Below are 19,078 nucleotides of genomic sequence, written 5' to 3'. Positions count from 1 at the left end.
AGCATGAGTAACAAAAGAGGCTACCGCTAAGAACGGTAACCTCTTTTTATAATAGTAAAAGTTTAAGATTACTTCACTACATTTACCTTCTTGGCATGGGCTTCTCCGTTAAGAACATACTTAACTATATAAGTACCACTAGGCCAATCACTAACATTAACTTTCACTTCTTTTAAACCAAATTGTCCACTGGCAACTTCGTCGCCTTTCATTGACACCACACTAAATGAAGTACCTTCTAGGTCAGACGCTGCTTCTATCCTTAAGGTCTCAGAAACAGGGTTAGGAGATATCCTTACAGAAGATGCTTGTTTCTTTTCTTCAGAAACTTCCATGCTTTCTGGAGAAATACGCATGCTTTTAATATACTCAGAACTTAAACATTCTCTTGATATACAGTCACCATTGCTCACATCTACGCAATATTCACGGCTTTCTCCATCATAGAAAGGCAAGTCCAGTATACGACGGTCTTCGCCAGCAAGAGCAACCCCATCTACATACCATTGATAAGACTGCGCCCATACATTCACTTCAAGATACTCTCCCCCGAAGTCTGTACTATGTCTGCTAATAGAAACCGGCTGTCCAATACCTTCAGCAGCAAAGTTTTGGTTGTACTCAGGGCCGTCAGGACAATTACCTCCGGCTAATGCCCTTACACTTACTTCGCCTCCTGTTCCATCAGTATTTACTGTTACACTGGCAGCGTCTGTGTTACCTCCTGCAAAAGACCAACCAGCAGGCAAGTCCCACTCATAACTTCCAAAGTTATCTGGATTAGCAGTAAGGGTCACTTGGTCTGCAATGCCACTGTTCAAGCATGGTTGGCTTGCATCAATAGAGTGAATGGCACCTGGAGAAACAAAAACCTCTTTCTCAACAGGCGCTGCATCTGGACAACCGTCTATTTTGGCAACCACAGAAATAGTTCCACCGGTAGTATTGCCACTATGAGGGTTTATAGATGCTCCTCCCAAAAGGCTTTGTGGGCTGAAACCTTGTGGTAAGTTCCATTGATACGTATCGCCATGCCCGTCAGTAACACTGTACTCGTAGTTGGTATTTTGGCTAATACACTCAGGCCCTACAATCTCAGATGGTGCCGCCGGCCCTTTTTTAAGCCATTTCGTAATAGTAGTTACTCCCTCACAGCCACCAGAGACAGAAACGTTTCCTTCAACAAATGATTCGCCTACAGAAACACTTACCGAGGCAGCATTGTCCGGGTTGCTCTCTATAGTTATGCCCTGAGGGAAATCCCATGTAACAGGTCCACTGCCCTCCACACTAAACTGATACGTTTCGCCCGGCACCAAGCACTCTGGGCCGTCTATTTCTCCACCGGTAAAGCCCCTTTCAAAAGTAAATACATCTGAACGTGGCTGCTCCGCACAGAAACCGCCGCCGCTGACGGCAGAAGATATCACCGTAATGCTTCCACTTTCATCTTCACCTACATCGATGACCCTGCTGATATTGCCCCCAGTTCCCACAAATGACAAGTCTCCACCGTTGGCAAGGGTATAGTCACCTAGGTCAAGAGTATAGCGCACATCCTCTACCGTGCTTAGCACCAGCTCAATGGTATTGCTCGCAGACACACAAATCTCACTGTCAAGCACAGCTTCAGGCAAACCCAGTCCTATGGTCTTAAATTCTATCTGCGTATTGCACCTTCCCACCATTACAGAGAGTTGGTCTTGGCCAGGGTTGACGGTATTAGCATCTAAAGTTATAGAACTGTTATCTGCTGAATTGTAGTCGATCTCCCAGCCATCTGGCCAGCACCACTTATACTCGTCTATTCCAATACCATATCCAGAACTTGTTACCGCAGTACCACTTACATAATCAAAGATAGAGTAGGTAACCTTTTCGCCTTCCGACACACAGCTTGGCCCTACAATTTCACTTGTCCAATCAAATTTTTGGTAAAGGTCCATATACACACGGCCTTCCCTTCTTTTATTATAGGTAAAAGGCATGGTACCCTCTTCACATGGAATGGGTATTGTCCCTACGCTGTCATAGGTACAAATATAATCCGCTGTGATTCTCCCCTTATCATATCGGTCATCCCTCTCAACAGGCGTTACACTGATAGTATTCCCATTAATACTGTTAATTTGCAGGCCACCTTGAACATTAAAGTCTATATCCGTTTGAACATTGGATATATCGCCTCCTTCTTGGGGGCAACCAATATCGAGACTATAATGTAGAGGATCGTTTGTTTGCACACATTCATCGCCTGTAGTACCATTCACAGGCTGAAAATCCGCCCCTGAACCAAAGGTATTTTCCACATGAAAATTATTCCCGGCATTGGGAATATTGGTAGAGTCACAGGTCTGTGTCTGTGCGTGTAAAATATTTGTTGCAAAAAGCAAACAAATTCCTAATTTTAGCGTTTTCATTAAACGGGTTAAATTTAGTAAAACAATTGGTCAATAATTTTTTATTAAAAAACCCTTTTTTCTGTGTTGCCGCACAGAAAAGCGGGTAGTCGGGCCGTAAGGCCCGCTTCTGCCCGGTTCTTTCACCTGGTGACGAGCGCCGGAAACTTCTCCTTTTTTTTTCTTAGTTTTCGACTATTATTTTTTGGTTAAACATTATATCTCCATCCTTCAGGCGAAGGATATAAAGGCCGGAAGGGATCCCTGCAAGGCCAATGCTGTTGCCGGACAGCTTTTCTTCCTTCACCAGCACGCCTTTCATAGAATAAACCTCTGCCACCGCATGGTGCGACACCCCTTGTACGTACAATATGTCACGGGCGGGGTTGGGATAGACCAGCACATCGGAAAGCGTCTCTGAACCGGTAGCAGTCGATAAAAGCACTGGCACCTCCAAGCCTTCTACAGTATAGGTACAGCCATGGCTGTCGTGCACCTCCAGGTCGTAAGTGCCAGGCGCAAGCCCCTCCAAGTCCAAGAGGTCCGAAACACCTTCAAAGAAGTATGTCTCCCCTTCACCGCCCAGTTCTATGGAAAAAGGCGGCACCCCGCCGGAAAGGGAAGCCTGGCGGTGCTCGTATAGCCCATTGGTGTCCGCCAGTACGGGCTGCGTCTGGCGCATCACCAACATGGACGTGCGGATATGGCAACCTTCAGCGTCTTCGATAGTCGCACGGTGGTGGGCGTTCACCCCTAAGCCGGAAAGTTCCGTGCCTGTATCTTCCGGGTTTCCCGTGTCCCATTGGATACTGTAAGGGGGCGTGCCACCTTCAGGGGAAACAGAAAAAGCACCGTCTACCTCTCGGAAACAAGTTTCCAGAACCTCCCCATTATAAGACAGACTGCGGCAATGCTCCTGGGGCACGATGGTCACGGTAAAGTCAAGATAGCTGTCCCCACAAGGGAAAACATAGCTGGGCCATTGCCTTGAGGCCACCCTCATCCGCGTCCTGCCAAGCAATGCCCCTTCAGGAATGGTGATCTCTATGTCTTCGTAGCTGGTACTGCTGTTGCTCGTGGTCAGGTAAGCTTCCCGCTCCTCGTCAAAAACCCCGTCCTGGTCATAGTCTATAAAGACCCGCATATCGTGCCTGCCTGCCTGCTCTGTCGCCCCTATGGAAAGGGTATAGGTCTCCCCCCGCGCAAGCTCAGTGGTCCAGTTTCCCGTGTCCGGCACCAGGCGGGAGGTATTGAAAAGCCCGGGCTCTAGAGGGTTCTCAAATTCAAGGTCATTAAAATCCACTTTGTACATCAGGGTTTGGGCCCAGCCATGCGGATTTGAGTACCGGCAGTACCGGTCATTGAACTCTTCCGTCTTGGTACGGAACTCATAACTACAGGTCAGGGTATCTGTTTCTGTAGCCCCTATCACCTCCATATAATACTTCATGTCCGGTGCCAGCCCGCTGAAAGGGAACTCGGCCAAAGGCACTGCACTATGGCCGGCCCTTATGTCCACACTGTCTCCGGGCAGCTCGCTCCCAGCCTCCCACATGTCATGGGGGTCGGTGCCAAGGTAAACATCATAGGAGGCATTATGGATACCCGGACTGTACCACCACAGGGAACTCGTCGTGTTCGCCCGCTTTTCATCCAGCAGGGAATAGTCATTGTCAAAGTAAGCGTGGTAGTTCCCCTCCCGCGTACCCATCTCCCAGTGGAAAGGCTGGGGACAGCTATATGGACGGGCAAAGGGAGTATAGATTGTCCCAGGAAACATGCTGCCAGAAATTTCCGGCCGGAAACTTTCACTGAAATACCCAAAGCGGTTGTCCAGGCCATAAAAAACCTCAGGGCTGTCCCAGGAACCTCCTTCTTGAGCATATATGCCCAAGTCTTTGTCGTCCCCGAACCTGTCCAGAACAAATGCAAGCGTTTCAAATTCAACACCATCCACGACATTGGATGTATAGCTTTTAACAATCCTGCCATCTTCATATAAAGAAATCATTGAATCCCATAAAAAAGACCTTGTAAGCCCGTTCAAGGCAGGAAGTCTCATGGTATGACTTATATATATCGACATGCTCCTGTCTCCCGGGAAACCCCATGTTTTATGGTTTACTCGAAAGTTATAGACAGTCTCAGTATTCTTTCCCAACATTAACCCTGATATCAGATAAGGGTTCTGACGGGTAAAGACCGTGTCATTCTCTTCGTACCGGAGCGTATCGGCGTAGATAGTCAAACCTTCGCTGCGCTTGCCAAGTACAATATACCCCTTGCCGCTGACACCGAACACGTCAAAAGTGTCTCCCGCAAAGGGGAAATCAAAACCGATGGGAATGCCTTCCCCTTCCAGCACAGGGGCATTGCCCTGGACCTCTTCCGAAGCAATCAGGTAATCGCCCACAGGTGTACGGTTCGAAAGGCTCGGCGAGGTCAAGTTGGCAAGATCACTCCCCCCCCCTGTGACATGGCGACTGTTCCTTAAGAAACTACCCACCTCCACATCAAAGAAAGGAATCTCCTGCGCAGGCAATAGGTGAAAGGAAAACAACAGAAAACACACAAAAAAGTGCCAAGAAAATGCGATTTTATGTACCATAGCTAAAACTTATAATAAGACATTATATGGGTACATACCCACAACGCCCCATAAGTAACCCCAAAAAATATACGCCTATCTAAAAATAAATACCGAAAAGCTACACAATATTAATAAAGCCGACTGTTTATTACAACAAAAGAACATGTAATTTTTTTTCAACCAATTACATGTTTAAACATCAATTATGATCAATGCACGAGGACTTTCTGGTTAAACATTATATCTCCATCCTTCAGGCGAAGGATATAAAGGCCGGAAGGGATCCCTGCAAGGCCAATGCTGTTGCCGGATAGCTTTTCTTCCTTCACCAGCACGCCTTTCATAGAATAAACCTCTGCCACCGCATGGTGCGACACCCCTTGTACGTACAATATGTCACGGGCGGGGTTGGGATAGACCAGCACATCGGAAAGCGTCTCTGAACCGGTAGCAGTCGATAAAAGCACTGGCACCTCCAAGCCTTCTACAGTATAGGTACAGCCATGGCTGTCGTGCACCTCCAGGTCGTAAGTGCCAGGGGCAAACCCCTCCAAGTCCAGGAGGTCCGAAACACCTTCAAAGAAGTATGTCTCCCCTTCACCGCTTAGTTCTATGGAAAAAGGCGGCACCCCGCCGGAAAGGGAAGCCTGGCGGTGCTCGTATAGCCCATTGGTGTCCGCTAGCACGGGCTGCGTCTGGCGCATCACCAACATGGACGTGCGGATATGGCAACCTTCAGCGTCTTCGATAGTCGCACGGTGGTGGGCGTTCACCCCTAAACCGGAAAGCTCCTGGCCTCTATCTTCCGGGTTGCCCGTGTCCCACTGGATGCTGTAAGGGGGCGTGCCACCTTCAGGGGAAACAGAAAAAGCACCGTCTGCCTCTCGGAAACAAGTTTCCAGGACCTCCCCATTATAAGACAGACTGCGGCAATGCTCCTGGGGCACGATGGTCACGGTAAAGTCAAGATAGCTGTTGCCACAAGGGAAAACATAGCTGGGCCATTGCCTTGAGGCCACCCTCATCCGCGTCCTGCCAAGCAATGCCCCTTCAGGAATGGTGATCTCTATGTCTTCGTAGCTGGTACTGCTGTTGCTCGTGGTCAGGTAAGCTTCCCGCTCCTCGTCAAAAACCCCGTCCTGGTCATAGTCTATAAAGACCCGCATACGGTGGTCGCCCGCCCGCTCTGTCGCCCCTATGGAAAGAGTATAGGTCTCCCCCGTGCAAGTTCAGTGGTCCAGTTTCCCGTGTCCGGCACCAGGCGGGAGGTAGTGAAAAGCCCGGGCTCTAATGGGTTCTCAAATTCAAGGTCATTAAAATCCACTTTGTACATCAGGGGTTCAGCCCAGCCATACGGATTTGAGTACCGGCAGTACCGGTCATTGAACTCTTCCGTCTTGGTACGGAACTCATAACTACAGGTCAGGGTATCTGTTTCTGTAACCCCTATCACCTCCATATAATACTTCATGTCAGGCGCCAGCCCGCTGAAAGGGAATTCCACCAAAGGCACTGCCCTACGCCCGGCCCTTATGTCCACACTGTCTCCTGACAGGCTGCTCCCGGCCTCCCACATGTCATGGGGGTCGGTGCCAAGGTAAACATCATAGGAGGCATTATGGATACCCGAGCCATACCACCACAGGGAACTCGTCGTGTTCGCCCGCTTTTCATCCAGCAGGGAATAGTCATTGTCAAAGTAAGCGTGGTAGTTCCCCTCCCGCGTGCCCATTTCCCAGTGGAAAGGCCAAGGACAGCTATATGGACGGTCACGGGGGATATAGCTTGACCCTGGAAAATCAGTGACACTTTCCGGCCGGAAACTTTCACTGACATAGCCGAACCGGTTTTCTGAATTATAAGTTACCTCAGGGCTGTCCCAAGATCCTCCTTCTTGAGCATATATACTCAAGTCTTTGTCTTCCCCGAATCTGCTCAAAACAAACGCAAGCGTTTCAATATCAACCCCGTCCATCGCATTAGTCTGAAATGTTTTAGAGATTTTCCCATCTTCATACAATGAGATTATTGATGTCCACGAAAATGAGCCAGAAAGCCCATTGAGAGCAGGGAGGCGCAGGGAGCAACTTATGAAAATAGCAATATTCCTATCCCCTGGAAATCCGTGATTCCTAAAATCAACCCTCATAGAGTAAACAGTCTCTGTATTCTTTCCCAACATTAACCCTGATATCAGATAAGGGTTCTGACGGGTAAAGACCGTGTCATTCTCTTCGTACCGGAGCGTATCGGCATAGATGGTCAAACCTTCGCTGCGCTTGCCAAGCACAATATACCCCTTGCCGCTCACACCGAACACGTCAAAAGTATCGCCCGCAAAAGGGAAATCAAAACCGATGGGGATACCCTCCCCTTCCAGCACACTGGCATTGCCCTGGACCTCTTCCGAGGCTATCAGGTAATCGCCCACAGGTGTACGGTTCGAAAGGCTCGGCGAAGTCAGGTTGGCAAGCTCATACCCTCCTCCTGAAGAATGGCGGTGATTCTGGGCAACCCGCCCCACCTCCACATCAAAGAAAGGAATCTCCTGCGCAGGCAATAGGTGAAAGGAAAACAACAGAAAACACACAAAAAAGTGCCAAGAAAATGCGATTTTATGTACCATAGCTAAAACTTATAATAAGACATTATATGGGTACATACCCACAACGCCTCATAAGTAACCCAAAAAAATATACTCCTATCTAAAAATAAATACCGACAAGCGACACAATATTAATAAAGCCGACTGTTTATCACAACAAAAGAACATGTAATTTTTTTTCAACCAATTACATGTTTAAACATCAATTATGATCAATGCACGAGGACTTTCTGGTTAAACATTATATCTCCATCCTTCAGGCGAAGGATATAAAGGCCGGAAGGGATCCCTGCAAGGCCAATGCTGTTGCCGGACAACTTTTCTTCCTTCACCAGCACGCCTTTCATAGAATAAACCTCTGCCACCGCATGTTGCGACACCCCTTGTACGTACAATATGTCACGGGCGGGGTTGGGATAGACCAGCACATCGGAAAGCGTCTCTGAACCGGTAGCAGTCGATAAAAGCACCGGCACCTCCAAGCCTTCTACAGTATAGGTACAGCCTTGGCTGTCGTGCACCTCCAGGTCGTAAGTGCCAGGCGCAAGCCCCTCCAAGTCCAAGAGGTCTGAAACACCTTCAAAGAAGTATGTCTCCCCTTCACCGCTTAGTTCTATGGAAAAAGGCGGCACCCCGCCGGAAAGGGAAGCCTGGCGGTGCTCGTATAGCCCATTGGTGTCCGCCAGTACGGGCTGCGTCTGGCGCATCACCAACATGGACGTGCGGATATGGCAACCTTCAGCGTCTTCGATAGTCGCACGGTGGTGGGCGTTCACCCCTAAGCCGGAAAGTTCCGCGCCTGTATCTTCCGGGTCTCCCGTGTCCCATTGGATGCTGTAAGGGGGCGTGCCACCTTCAGGGGAAACAGAAAAAGCACCGTCTGCCTCTCGGAAACAAGTTTCCTGGACCTCCCCATTATAAGACAGACTGCGGCAATGCTCCTGGGGCACAATGGTCACGGTAAAGTCAAGATAGCTGTTGCCACAAGGGGAGATATAATAAGGCCATTGCCTTGAGGCCACCCTCATCCGCGTCCTGCCAAGCAATGCCCCTTCAGGAATGGTGATCTCTATGTCTTCGTAGCTGGTACTGCTGTTGCTCGTGGTCAGGTAAGCTTCCCGCTCCTCGTCAAAAACCCCGTCCTGGTCATAGTCTATAAAGACCCTCATACGGTGGTCGCTCGCTCGCTCTGTCGCCCCTATGGAAAGGGTATAGGTCTCCCCCCGTGCAAGCTCAGTGGTCCAGTTCCCCGTGTCCGGCACCAGGCGGGAGGTATTGAAAAGCCCGGGTTCTAGTGGGTTCTCAAATTCAAGGTCATTAAAATCCACTTTGTACATCAGGGTTTGGGCCCAGCCATGCGGGTTTGAATACCGGCAGTAGCGGTCATTGAATTCTTCCGTCTTGGTACGGAACTCATAGCTACAGGTCAGGGTATCTGTTTCTGTTGACCCTGTTACCTTCATATAGTACTTCATGTCCGGTGCCAGCCCGCTGAACGGGAACTCCACCAAAGGCACTGCACTACGCCCGGCCCTTATGTCCACACTGTCTCCGGACAGCCCCTCCCCCGCCTCCCACATATCGTGGGGGTCGGTGCCAAGATAAACATCATAGGAGGCATTATGGATACCCGAGCCATACCACCAAAGGGAACTTGTCGTGTTCGCCCGCTTTTCATCCAGCAGGGAATAGTCATTGTCAAAGTAAGCGTGGTAGTTCCCCTCCCGCGTACCCATTTCCCAATGGAAAGGCCAAGGACAGCTGTATGGACGGGCAAGGGGGGTATAAATTGAACCCGGAAAGTCTCTCACACTTTCCGGCCGAAAACTTTCACTAACATAACCAAAGCGATTGTCTAGGCCATAAAAAACCTCAGGGCTGTCCCACCCCCCCCTTCTTGAGCATATATACCCAAGTCTTTGTCGTCCCCGAACCTGTCCAGAACAAATGCAAGCGTTTCAAACTCAACACCATCCATAACATTGGATGTATAAGTCTTCACAATCCTGCCATCTTCATATAAAGAAATCATTGATGTCCACGAAAATGAGCCAGAAAGCCCGTTTAAGGCAGGAAGCCGTAGAGAGTAATCTATAAGGATAGAGATATTTCTATCTCCGGGAAATCCATGATTTCTACAAACAACCCATAAAGAGTAAACAGTCTCAGCATTTTTCCCAAGCATAAGACCTGATATCAAATAAGGGTTCTGACGGGTAAAGACCGTGTCATTCTCTTCGTACCGGAGCGTATCGGCGTAGATGGTCAAACCTTCGCTGCGCTTGCCAAGCACAATATACCCCTTGCCGCTCACACCGAACACGTCAAAAGTGTCGCCCGCAAAGGGGAAATCAAAACCGATGGGGATGCCCTCCCCCTCCAGCACACTGGCATTGCCCTGGACCTCTTCCGAGGCTATCAGGTAGTCGCCCACAGGTGTACGGTTCGAAAGGCTCGGTGAAGTAAGATTGGCCAGTTCATTCCCCCCTGCCGTAGAATAACGGAAATTACTTGGGTACATACCCACCTCCACATCAAAAAACGGAATTTCCTGCGCGGGCAATAGGTGAAAGGAAAACAACAGAAAACACACAAAAAGGTGCCAAGAAAATGTAATTTTATGTACCATAGCTAAAACTTATAATAAGACATTATATGGGTACATACCCACAACGCCTCATAAGTAACCCAAAAAAATATACTCCTATCTAAAAATAAATACCGACAAGCGACACAATATTAATAAAGCCGACTGTTTATTACAACAAAAGAACATGTAATTTTTTTTCAACCAATTACATGTTTAAACATCAATTATGATCAATGCACGAGGACTTTCTGGTTAAACATTATATCTCCATCCTTCAGGCGAAGGATATAAAGGCCGGAAGGGATCCCTGTAAGGCCAATGCTGTTGCCGGATAGCTTTTCTTCCTTCACCAGCACGCCTTTCATAGAATAAACCTCTGCCACCGCATGGTGCGACACCCCTTGTACGTACAGTATGTCACGGGCGGGGTTGGGATAGACCAGCACATCGGCAAGCGTCTCTGAACCGGTAGCGGTCGATAAAAGCACCGGTACCTCCACGCCTTCTACGGTATAGGTACAGCCTTGGCTGTCGTGCACCTCCAGGTCGTAAGTGCCAGGCGCAAGTCCCTCCAAGTCCAGGAGGTCCGAAACACCTTCAAAGAAGTATGTCTCCCCTTCACCGCTCAGTTCTATGGAAAAAGGTGGCACCCCACCGGAAAGGGAAGCCTGGCGGTGTTCGTATAGCCCATTGGTGTCCGCTAGCACGGGCTGCGTCTGGCGCATCACCAACATGGACGTGCGGATATGGCAACCTTCAGCGTCTTCGATAGTCGCACGGTGGTGGGCGTTCACCCCTAAGCCGGAAAGTTCCGCGCCTGTATCTTCCGGGTTGCCCGTGTCCCACTGGATGCTGTAAGGGGGCGTACCACCTTCAGGGGAAACAGAAAAAGCACCGTCTGCCTCTCGGAAACAAGTTTCCAGAACCTCCCCATTATAAGACAGACTGCGGCAATGCTCCTGGGGCACGATGGTCACGGTAAAGTCAAGATAGCTGTCCCCACAAGGGAAAACATAGCTGGGCCATTGCCTTGAGGCCACCCTCATCCGCGTCCTGCCAAGCAATGCCCCTTCAGGAATGGTGATCTCTATGTCTTCGTAGCTGGTACTGCTGTTGCTCGTGGTCAGGTAAGCTTCCCGCTCCTCGTCAAAAACCCCGTCCTGGTCATAGTCTATAAAGACCCGCATATCGTGCCTGCCTGCCTGCTCTGTCGCCCCTATGGAAAGGGTATAGGTCTCCCCCCGCGCAAGCTCAGTGGTCCAGTTTCCCGTGTCCGGCACCAGGCGGGAGGTATTGAAAAGCCCGGGCTCTAGAGGGTTCTCAAATTCAAGGTCATTAAAATCCACTTTGTACATCAGGGTTTGGGCCCAGCCATGCGGATTTGAGTACCGGCAGTACCGGTCATTGAACTCTTCCGTCTTGGTACGGAACTCATAACTACAGGTCAGGGTATCTGTTTCTGTAGCCCCTATCACCTCCATATAATACTTCATGTCCGGTGCCAGCCCGCTGAAAGGGAACTCGGCCAAAGGCACTGCACTATGGCCGGCCCTTATGTCCACACTGTCTCCGGGCAGCTCGCTCCCAGCCTCCCACATGTCATGGGGGTCGGTGCCAAGGTAAACATCATAGGAGGCATTATGGATACCCGGACTGTACCACCACAGGGAACTCGTCGTGTTCGCCCGCCTTTCATCCAGCAGGGAATAGTCATTGTCAAAGTAAGCGTGGTAGCTCCCCTCCCGCGTGCCCATTTCCCAATGGAAAGGCTGGGGACAGCTATATGGACGGTCAAAGGGGGTATAAATTGAACCCGGAAAGTCTCTTACAATTTCCGGCCGGAAACTTTCACTGAAATAACCAAAGCGGTTGTCCAGGCCATAAAAAACCTCAGGGTTGTCCCAAGAACCTCCTTCCTGAGCATATATGCCCAAGCCTTTGTCGTCCCCGAACCTGTCCAGAACAAATGCAAGCGTTTCAAATTCAACACCATCCATGACATTGGATGTATATGTTTTAACAATCCTACCGTCTTCATATAAAGAAATCATTGAATCCCATAAAAAAGACCCAGACAGTCCGTTTAGAGCAGGCAATCTAAGAGTATAACTTATATATATTGATATATTCCTATCTCCCGGGAACCCCCAATTGTTATAGGCCGAACGAAAATTATAAACAGTCTCTGTATTCTTTCCCAACATTAACCCTGATATCAGATAAGGGTTCTGACGGGTAAAGACCGTGTCATTCTCTTCGTACCGGAGCGTATCGGCATAGATGGTCAAACCTTCGCTGCGCTTGCCAAGCACAATATACCCCTTGCCGCTCACACCGAACACGTCAAAAGTATCGCCCGCAAAAGGGAAATCAAAACCGATGGGGATACCCTCCCCTTCCAGCACACTGGCATTGCCCTGGACCTCTTCCGAGGCTATCAGGTAATCGCCCACAGGTGTACGGTTCGAAAGGCTCGGCGAAGTCAGGTTGGCAAGCTCATACCCTCCTCCTGAAGAATGGCGGTGATTCTGGGCAACCCGCCCCACCTCCACATCAAAGAAAGGAATCTCCTGCGCAGGCAATAGGTGAAAGGAAAACAACAGAAAACACACAAAAAGGTGCCAAGAAAATGTAATTTTATGTACCATAGCTAAAACTTATAATAAGACATTATATGGGTACATACCCACAACGCCTCATAAGTAACCCAAAAAAATATACTCCTATCTAAAAATAAATACCGACAAGCGACACTCCCCCTTGTTGGTGTTTTCACCAACAAGCTACCCAAACTCCCCCACACCTAACATTCATATTTTCACTCAAAGTAGGACATATAATGAGTTAAAAAACGAAATCATCCTTACCTTCTTCATAAAATCTCCCCCTTGTTGGTACCCAACCTTACCCCACACCTAACACCTATTCAAAATAAGACATAAAATGTGCAAAATAAAGCTGGATGCTCATGAACCCATTTCGAGCCAATTATAGTAGTCGTTGGTGAAAACACCAACAACAGGGGGGACTTTGTTGAAAAAAACGGCGGTAAGATATGGGCTGAAAGCCAAAAAGGCGAAGGAGCCACTTTTAAGTTCACCCTCCCTTTATACAATGGATAAGCCTCTTTGTTGGTGAAAACACCAACAACGGGAGGGAACATCAGGAGGGGTATTTTATTCAGAAAGGTATTTCAACCCTACAATACCAAACACAATAAACAAGATAAATACGAAACGGAGAAAACTTTTGGGTTCACCAAAAAGAACCATTCCCAATAAAGCAGCCCCTACGGCGCCTATTCCCGTCCATACTGCATAGGCAGAACCAAGAGGCAGACCTTTTAAACTATACCCCAACAGAGCCATGCTCAAAGAAAGTGCCACCACCGTAATTACCGAAGGCCAAAGTTTAGTAAATCCTTCTGAGTACTTCATAGAAGTTACCCAGACCACTTCAAAAATACCTGCTACAAATAATATAAACCAACTCATAAATACTTGTTCTTAAAAAAGCAATTCACACGTCCCAGCTAACCACAAACATCGACAGGGACATGACCCAACATACAAAAGTAGCCAATTTGCTCATTTGCCACTAACCTTGATTTCTATTACCTAAATCGACCACCATTTTATAAGTCATAAAACCCAGAAAAGTTATTACAAGCCCAATAGCAAGCCACATAAAAGCAACAAAATCATTGCCTGACGAAGCTATTGTATCCTCTTTATGCCCTTCAATGGTTTGAACACCCGAAATAAGCAATACGGGTAACTCCGCAGGGATTTGCTCACTAAAATATTTCAGATCATAATCAGGCATGGCTGCCTCTTTGTTTCCAAAAATAAGGCTATAGTGAACTCCGGCAGACAGTTCCGCTTTTAGTGAAATTTCCAGTTGCTGAAAACTCATATCAGAAAACTGTAAGGCAGGGCTGTTCTTATTTTCAACAACCACCCGAAACCGCTGGCCTTTTAAAGTTTGGCTTGACACCGTATTGTCACCACCTTTTTCAAGTTCAAATTTACCTACAGGCGTCCATAAATCATTCTCACTAGTTCCACTGTTTACATAAAGCATTGCCTTTCTTTTATATTTCTCAGGAGACTCCACAGAAAATTTGATCCGATCCAACAAAAACCTTTGTGCAAATGTAAAATCCAAAAAAGTTTTTCCCAATGTGTCGTATCTAACAACTTCCGGTGCAGGCAATTCCATATAACTACCCTCTGAAACCGAAGCTGCATAAAATCCTGCATGAAGTACATTAATAGGCGCCGATACAGAGTCGTCCATCTCAAATTTCAAGTATTCGTAATCAGACAAAGGGAAAGAAACCTTTTTCTCAATAAAAACCCTTCCCTTTTCATGAAAACCCTCAACAAAAACATTGCCCTTGACAACAAACCATTGCTCCCCATCATTACTCCCACTAATCCTAAGATTTTTGTCTACATCAGCATTTTTAATCCTCAAAACCACATGGTCAACAGCCCTCTTGTCAGGGTTATGAACAATAAAATGAGAAACACCTTTAATCTTAGAAACAGACTCCACAATTTCATATGGCACAAAAGCTAGCTTCGTATGTTGCACTTGGTCTTGTTGCAAAATATAGGGCACTTCCTCTCCATGCTCGCTGACCACCCTTAAGTCATGCAGTTCTTTGCTAAGATTGCCTGTAATCTCAGGGGTAAGTTTAATTTCATAATAGCCAGCTTCTTCTACCAAAGGCAAGTCAGCCTGATAAAGGTAACTGCTCTGAGACATGGTACTGTTACTAAACAAAAGCACACTAAGCAGACATATAACTATCAGTTTCACAAAGTTCATTTTTTAGGATCAGTGTTTACAAGCATACTCTTAAGTTTCTGATACATAAAAGAAACGATCAGCAAAAGGACTCCGAGAGAAACAAAAGCTCCAATCTTACCACCCTCTGACGCATTCCTAATATCATAAAGAAATAACTTAAGTAATGTTACAGAAAACAATGCAAGAGAAGCAAATCGCAAGTACTTTATTCTCTTTTTCATTCCCACAATCATCAGAACAAAAGAGTACAAGCCCCAAACCACCGGATAACCTGCTTTGTGAGAAATATCTAAGGCTTGAGAAATGAAAGACAGGTCATTAGCATATGCTAAGACAACAAGATGGTCCAATTCACTGCTAACCAAGAACAGGACAACCAGTAAAGAAAATATAGGATAGGATAATGTACCAGCCCCTTCCCCTTTTCCTACATACAGCTTAGCCAAAGACCAATTCAAAACTAGCGACCAACATATCAACCCTATGGTCAGCGCATGCGCCCAAAAGTACCACATAGACAGTTCATCAACTATGCTGCTGTTCCTTAAGGACACCACTCCTTTATGGACAAATATGACATAGGCCAGCGTGCACAAAAGCGACAGGACAAAAGCAGCAGGCTTCAAAAAGGCAAATGCTTTCTTAGCGCTTACAAAATATACAGCAATAGAATAAATTATTGAGAAAGTACAAATAACCAATACATTATAATAATACGGATGCAGAAACGCATGCAATTGGTAAGATATCTCTAAAAATCCAGTCAAATACACTAATATACTAAAGACTATTATTAATGCTTTTTTTACCTGAGCTAAAGGAAAGCCTAAAAACTGCTTTTCATTTTCCTGATAAACTAGCTTCAGGTATAGAAACACAGACAGCAAAGCATACACTCCCGTCAAAAAACCTTTATTGAGTAACACCCTAGAAGGTGCATACCCAAGCTTTGCCCCCAAATACACATTATTGAAATCCATCAAAAGGCTTACCAACATCAAAGCTAGTACAACCACCGAACCCTTCTTCAACACTTTAATGCCTGACTTACCAGCAAGCCATAAAAGCAGCACAGCTTCTGCACCCCAGAACAAAGTAATATTATGCCCTTCAAGTTGAATAGGTGCAGCAAGGCTTAAAAAAGTAAGAATAAGCCCGATAAACAGGTAAATCATATTCAGGTCCACTTTTTTGCTTCTATACAAGAACCAAGCACACACAAAAAAGAATAGGGCTAACAAAGCAGTAAACAAACCATTGAACAAACCATTGCTCAACACATTAACGCAGTGTAAGCCCGTAAAGAAATATAAGCAGGTTACACTCAAAATAATTGAGTAATCAAGCGCTTTAAACCTCCGTTGATGCTTCAATTCGTAGACAACATTCATCAAAAGAAAGACAATGAAAAACAAGGACGCAAAAACAAGGGCAACGCCTACAGCAGGGTTAGCTTCCCCTACTACTTGGGAAAGGAACCACCCGCCAAAAAGCAAAACTGTCATTGCATAGCAAATAATATTGATAGGATACCACTTTCTAAACCAAGCCAGAACAAGCATCCCGCTATTAAGCAATAAAATATATGAAAAAAGAATGACAGGGTTACCCTCGCCAGTGCTTACCATAAAAGGAGACCCAAATCCTCCTAGAATGGCAAGGACTGCAATTTCCATTCTGTTATACAAAAGCGAAAAACCTACAGTAAAGGCTGTGATCACCATCATCAGGACAAAAGCCAAGGGCTGGCTGATTAATCCAAAAAGGTGAAAGGCAAGTGCAATAGAAACATATAAAATAGCAATTCCACCACCTAGCAAGACAGAGCTAAAAGCCTTATAACCTTTGTGCAACCGGTGGGCTACCCCGATAAGGACACCGCCACATAAAACCCCAATCAGAACACGACCGGCAGGCCCAATCCAATCCCTATCAATGGCGTATTTAACGAAAATTGCCACACCTACTATCAAGATGGCAATCCCTATCTTATTCATGAGGTTCTCACCAATAAATTTTTCCAGGTCAGGATGCTTTTCCCAAAAACTCTTACTTTTTGCGACAGGAACTTTAGGAGCCGTTTTCTTTGGTTCTCTAAGAACAGCAGCCGGCTGAAGCTCTTTTTGCCTTTTTGGAGAATCTTCTGCTTTGGCCGCAACTTTTACCGACCCAAGATCACTTTTTTGCTCCTCTTGAACCTTTTCAGCAACCACTCCAATGTCCTTTGCCATTTGCCCTTTTAAGCGCTCAATCTCATTCTGAATTCTGTCAAGTCTTAGGAGCAAGGTATTGAACTTACTCTCTAAAGTGTTTTTAACAACCAACAGAAGAATAATTAAAATACCCAACAAAAATGAAACTAATGCCATAATTTACTTTTTAGAATCTGTTTAATTTACCAGATATTTTCTAAAAAAAGGAATTTTTGACAGACATTCATAAAAAAATAAGAATATAAGGTGCTAATATTAAGGCAGAATAAAAAATAATGATTATGCCCCTTTTAGACTCCTTGAGACTTATATTATAGGTTTATTTAAAAAATATAGAAAAGACACTACCTTTTCCTTCTTCAGATTGGACGTGGATTTTCCCACCAGCATTCTCTACAATTTTCTTTACCATGGCCATCCCAACCCCTGTTCCTTCTATATGTTCGCTTTCCTGAAGCCTGGAGTACATAGCAAATACTTGATCAACATCTTTTTGCTTCATGCCCATACCGTTGTCAGAGACCTGAAGAACAGTAGCCTCTCCTTCCTTTCTAGAAATCACCTCTACCACCGGCGGCCTTTGAGGACTGTGATACTTAATTGCATTAGAAATTAAATTATAAAGTATACTCCGCAAATTTTTACGAGAAAACTTAATTTCTGGTACTTGCTCAAAGTTTTCTTTAATTATAGCCTTATTCTCAATGATTAAATCTTTAATATTTACCTTGACATCATCAAGCACCTCGCTAAAACTGACAAATTCAGATAACCCTTGGACTTCATTTCTAATTCTCCCCGTATCAGAAAGATCTGAAAGTGTAAGCCTAAGCTTAGCAATAGACTGGTGTATCATTTCAAATAGTTCGCTATCGCCAGGATTATCCTCAGAAGCACGTAATTCCAATACCTTTACCAGCCCATCGATATTTCCTATAGGAGCCCTTAAATCATGAGAAGCGACATAAACAAAATTGTCAAGATCCGCATTAGTCCGCCTTAAAAGGTCATTTTTTTCCTTGAGCTCCTGAGTCCGTTCTCTAATTTTATCTTCCAGTGTCTGATTGGCTTTAACAAGCTGTTCCTGCGCCTCTTCTATTTGCTCATAAGATGCTTGAAGCTTCTGTTTCGCTCTGTTCAACCTTTTAATAAATTTATTGATTTGAATGGACGCTGGACGAAAGATTAACAACCCTTCAAAAAGTACGGTTAAAACAATAATGACAAAAAGTGCAAAAACCAAACGCTCCGTTGAGGATACTCTAGCCCTAGCTTCCAAGTCATATTGATCAACAATCTCATCCATGAAACTAAAGAAGACACCTTCATGATTGATCAATTCACTAAGATAGCTTCTAATATTCTCTTGGTCACCATCACCATCAAATTCAGCAACCATAGCCAAGGCATTAAATTGTATTTCATACACATAAGGATCCACTTGAGTGAAAAGGCTATCTACGACTTCACTATTATCTCCTTCCAATGCTTCACTATGTTTTCGCTGTTTGAGCCGTTCATGGACATCAACCCAATGCTCTACAGTACTAACCAACGCTGCCTTACTTTCAGAATCTCCCTCCCCGCCTTGTTGAACAAGCAATAGAACCTGTTTTACAATATTCTGACTCAACATGCGCTGCCTACCAGCCAGATTTATTACATATGAGTCATGCAATTGACTTTTCAATTCATACTGAACAATCATCTGACTGACTATACTTAACAATATAATTATAAGAAGGGCAGGAATATACAACTTGGTCAAAGTTGGTGTACAGGTCTTGATTTTCTCAAAAAAGCTGCCAAAAAAACGCATACAAAATCCTTTAAATATGGCCAATGCCGTTTTGGCGTAAACCG

At 45.9% G+C, this 19,078-nt stretch carries 11 protein-coding genes; all 11 read right to left on the bottom strand.

Annotated features, from left to right (window positions below):
• Nucleotides 1-68: 68 nt before the first annotated feature.
• The 11 genes from RCC89_07440 to RCC89_07390 all read right to left on the bottom strand — a co-directional run bounded on the left by RCC89_07440 (nt 69) and on the right by RCC89_07390 (nt 19,034).
• Entirely contained in the window at nt 69-2,420 is a 2,352-nt protein-coding gene (locus RCC89_07440; GenBank protein ID WMJ72993.1) for a T9SS type A sorting domain-containing protein, read from the bottom strand.
• Nucleotides 2,421-2,583: 163 nt separating this feature from the next.
• Nucleotides 2,584-5,007, bottom strand: coding sequence for a GEVED domain-containing protein (locus RCC89_07435; GenBank protein ID WMJ72992.1), 2,424 nt, complete (start codon nt 5,005-5,007; stop codon nt 2,584-2,586).
• 191 nt (nt 5,008-5,198) lie between these two features.
• On the bottom strand, nt 5,199-5,693 hold the full coding sequence (locus RCC89_07430; GenBank protein WMJ72991.1) for a T9SS type A sorting domain-containing protein: 495 nt from the start codon (nt 5,691-5,693) through the stop codon (nt 5,199-5,201).
• Between the two features lie 491 nt (nt 5,694-6,184).
• Nucleotides 6,185-7,615 (bottom strand): hypothetical protein, encoded by a 1,431-nt coding sequence (locus RCC89_07425; GenBank protein ID WMJ72990.1) that lies wholly within the window; start codon nt 7,613-7,615, stop codon nt 6,185-6,187.
• A gap of 191 nt (nt 7,616-7,806) precedes the next feature.
• Nucleotides 7,807-9,138: a GEVED domain-containing protein gene (locus tag RCC89_07420; protein WMJ72989.1), complete on the bottom strand. Its 1,332-nt coding sequence runs from the start codon at nt 9,136-9,138 to the stop codon at nt 7,807-7,809.
• A 311-nt stretch (nt 9,139-9,449) separates the two neighbouring features.
• Nucleotides 9,450-10,223, bottom strand: coding sequence for a hypothetical protein (locus tag RCC89_07415; GenBank protein ID WMJ72988.1), 774 nt, complete (start codon nt 10,221-10,223; stop codon nt 9,450-9,452).
• A 191-nt stretch (nt 10,224-10,414) separates the two neighbouring features.
• Nucleotides 10,415-12,832, bottom strand: a complete 2,418-nt coding sequence (locus tag RCC89_07410) for a GEVED domain-containing protein (GenBank protein WMJ72987.1) — start codon at nt 12,830-12,832, stop codon at nt 10,415-10,417.
• Nucleotides 12,833-13,360: 528 nt separating this feature from the next.
• Complete coding sequence (gene sugE, locus RCC89_07405; GenBank protein WMJ72986.1) at nt 13,361-13,678, bottom strand: quaternary ammonium compound efflux SMR transporter SugE; 318 nt, start codon at nt 13,676-13,678, stop codon at nt 13,361-13,363.
• A 103-nt stretch (nt 13,679-13,781) separates the two neighbouring features.
• Entirely contained in the window at nt 13,782-15,011 is a 1,230-nt protein-coding gene (locus tag RCC89_07400; protein WMJ72985.1) for a hypothetical protein, read from the bottom strand.
• Between the two features lie 5 nt (nt 15,012-15,016).
• Nucleotides 15,017-17,371: a DUF2339 domain-containing protein gene (locus tag RCC89_07395; protein WMJ72984.1), complete on the bottom strand. Its 2,355-nt coding sequence runs from the start codon at nt 17,369-17,371 to the stop codon at nt 15,017-15,019.
• A 163-nt stretch (nt 17,372-17,534) separates the two neighbouring features.
• Nucleotides 17,535-19,034 carry an ATP-binding protein gene (locus RCC89_07390; GenBank protein WMJ72983.1) on the bottom strand — a complete coding sequence of 500 codons (1,500 nt, stop codon included), beginning with the start codon at nt 19,032-19,034 and terminating at the stop codon, nt 17,535-17,537.
• Nucleotides 19,035-19,078 lie beyond the last annotated feature (44 nt).

The organism is Cytophagaceae bacterium ABcell3 (assembly GCA_030913385.1).
GTDB lineage: Bacteria > Bacteroidota > Bacteroidia > Cytophagales > Cytophagaceae > ABcell3.
Note: the sequence above shows the minus strand (reverse complement) of the source record. Positions and strands in the feature narration are given on the sequence as shown.

Bases quoted from the DNA above. Each gene is read 5' to 3' on its own strand.
- RCC89_07440 (WMJ72993.1), bottom strand. From the start codon at position 2,420: ATGAAAACGCTAAAATTAGGAATTTGTTTGCTTTTTGCAACAAATATT.
- RCC89_07435 (WMJ72992.1), bottom strand. From the start codon at position 5,007: ATGGTACATAAAATCGCATTTTCTTGGCACTTTTTTGTGTGTTTTCTG.
- RCC89_07430 (WMJ72991.1), bottom strand. From the start codon at position 5,693: ATGCGCCAGACGCAGCCCGTGCTAGCGGACACCAATGGGCTATACGAG.
- RCC89_07425 (WMJ72990.1), bottom strand. From the start codon at position 7,615: ATGGTACATAAAATCGCATTTTCTTGGCACTTTTTTGTGTGTTTTCTG.
- RCC89_07415 (WMJ72988.1), bottom strand. From the start codon at position 10,223: ATGGTACATAAAATTACATTTTCTTGGCACCTTTTTGTGTGTTTTCTG.
- RCC89_07410 (WMJ72987.1), bottom strand. From the start codon at position 12,832: ATGGTACATAAAATTACATTTTCTTGGCACCTTTTTGTGTGTTTTCTG.
- sugE (WMJ72986.1), bottom strand. From the start codon at position 13,678: ATGAGTTGGTTTATATTATTTGTAGCAGGTATTTTTGAAGTGGTCTGG.
- RCC89_07395 (WMJ72984.1), bottom strand. From the start codon at position 17,371: ATGGCATTAGTTTCATTTTTGTTGGGTATTTTAATTATTCTTCTGTTG.
- RCC89_07390 (WMJ72983.1), bottom strand. From the start codon at position 19,034: ATGCGTTTTTTTGGCAGCTTTTTTGAGAAAATCAAGACCTGTACACCA.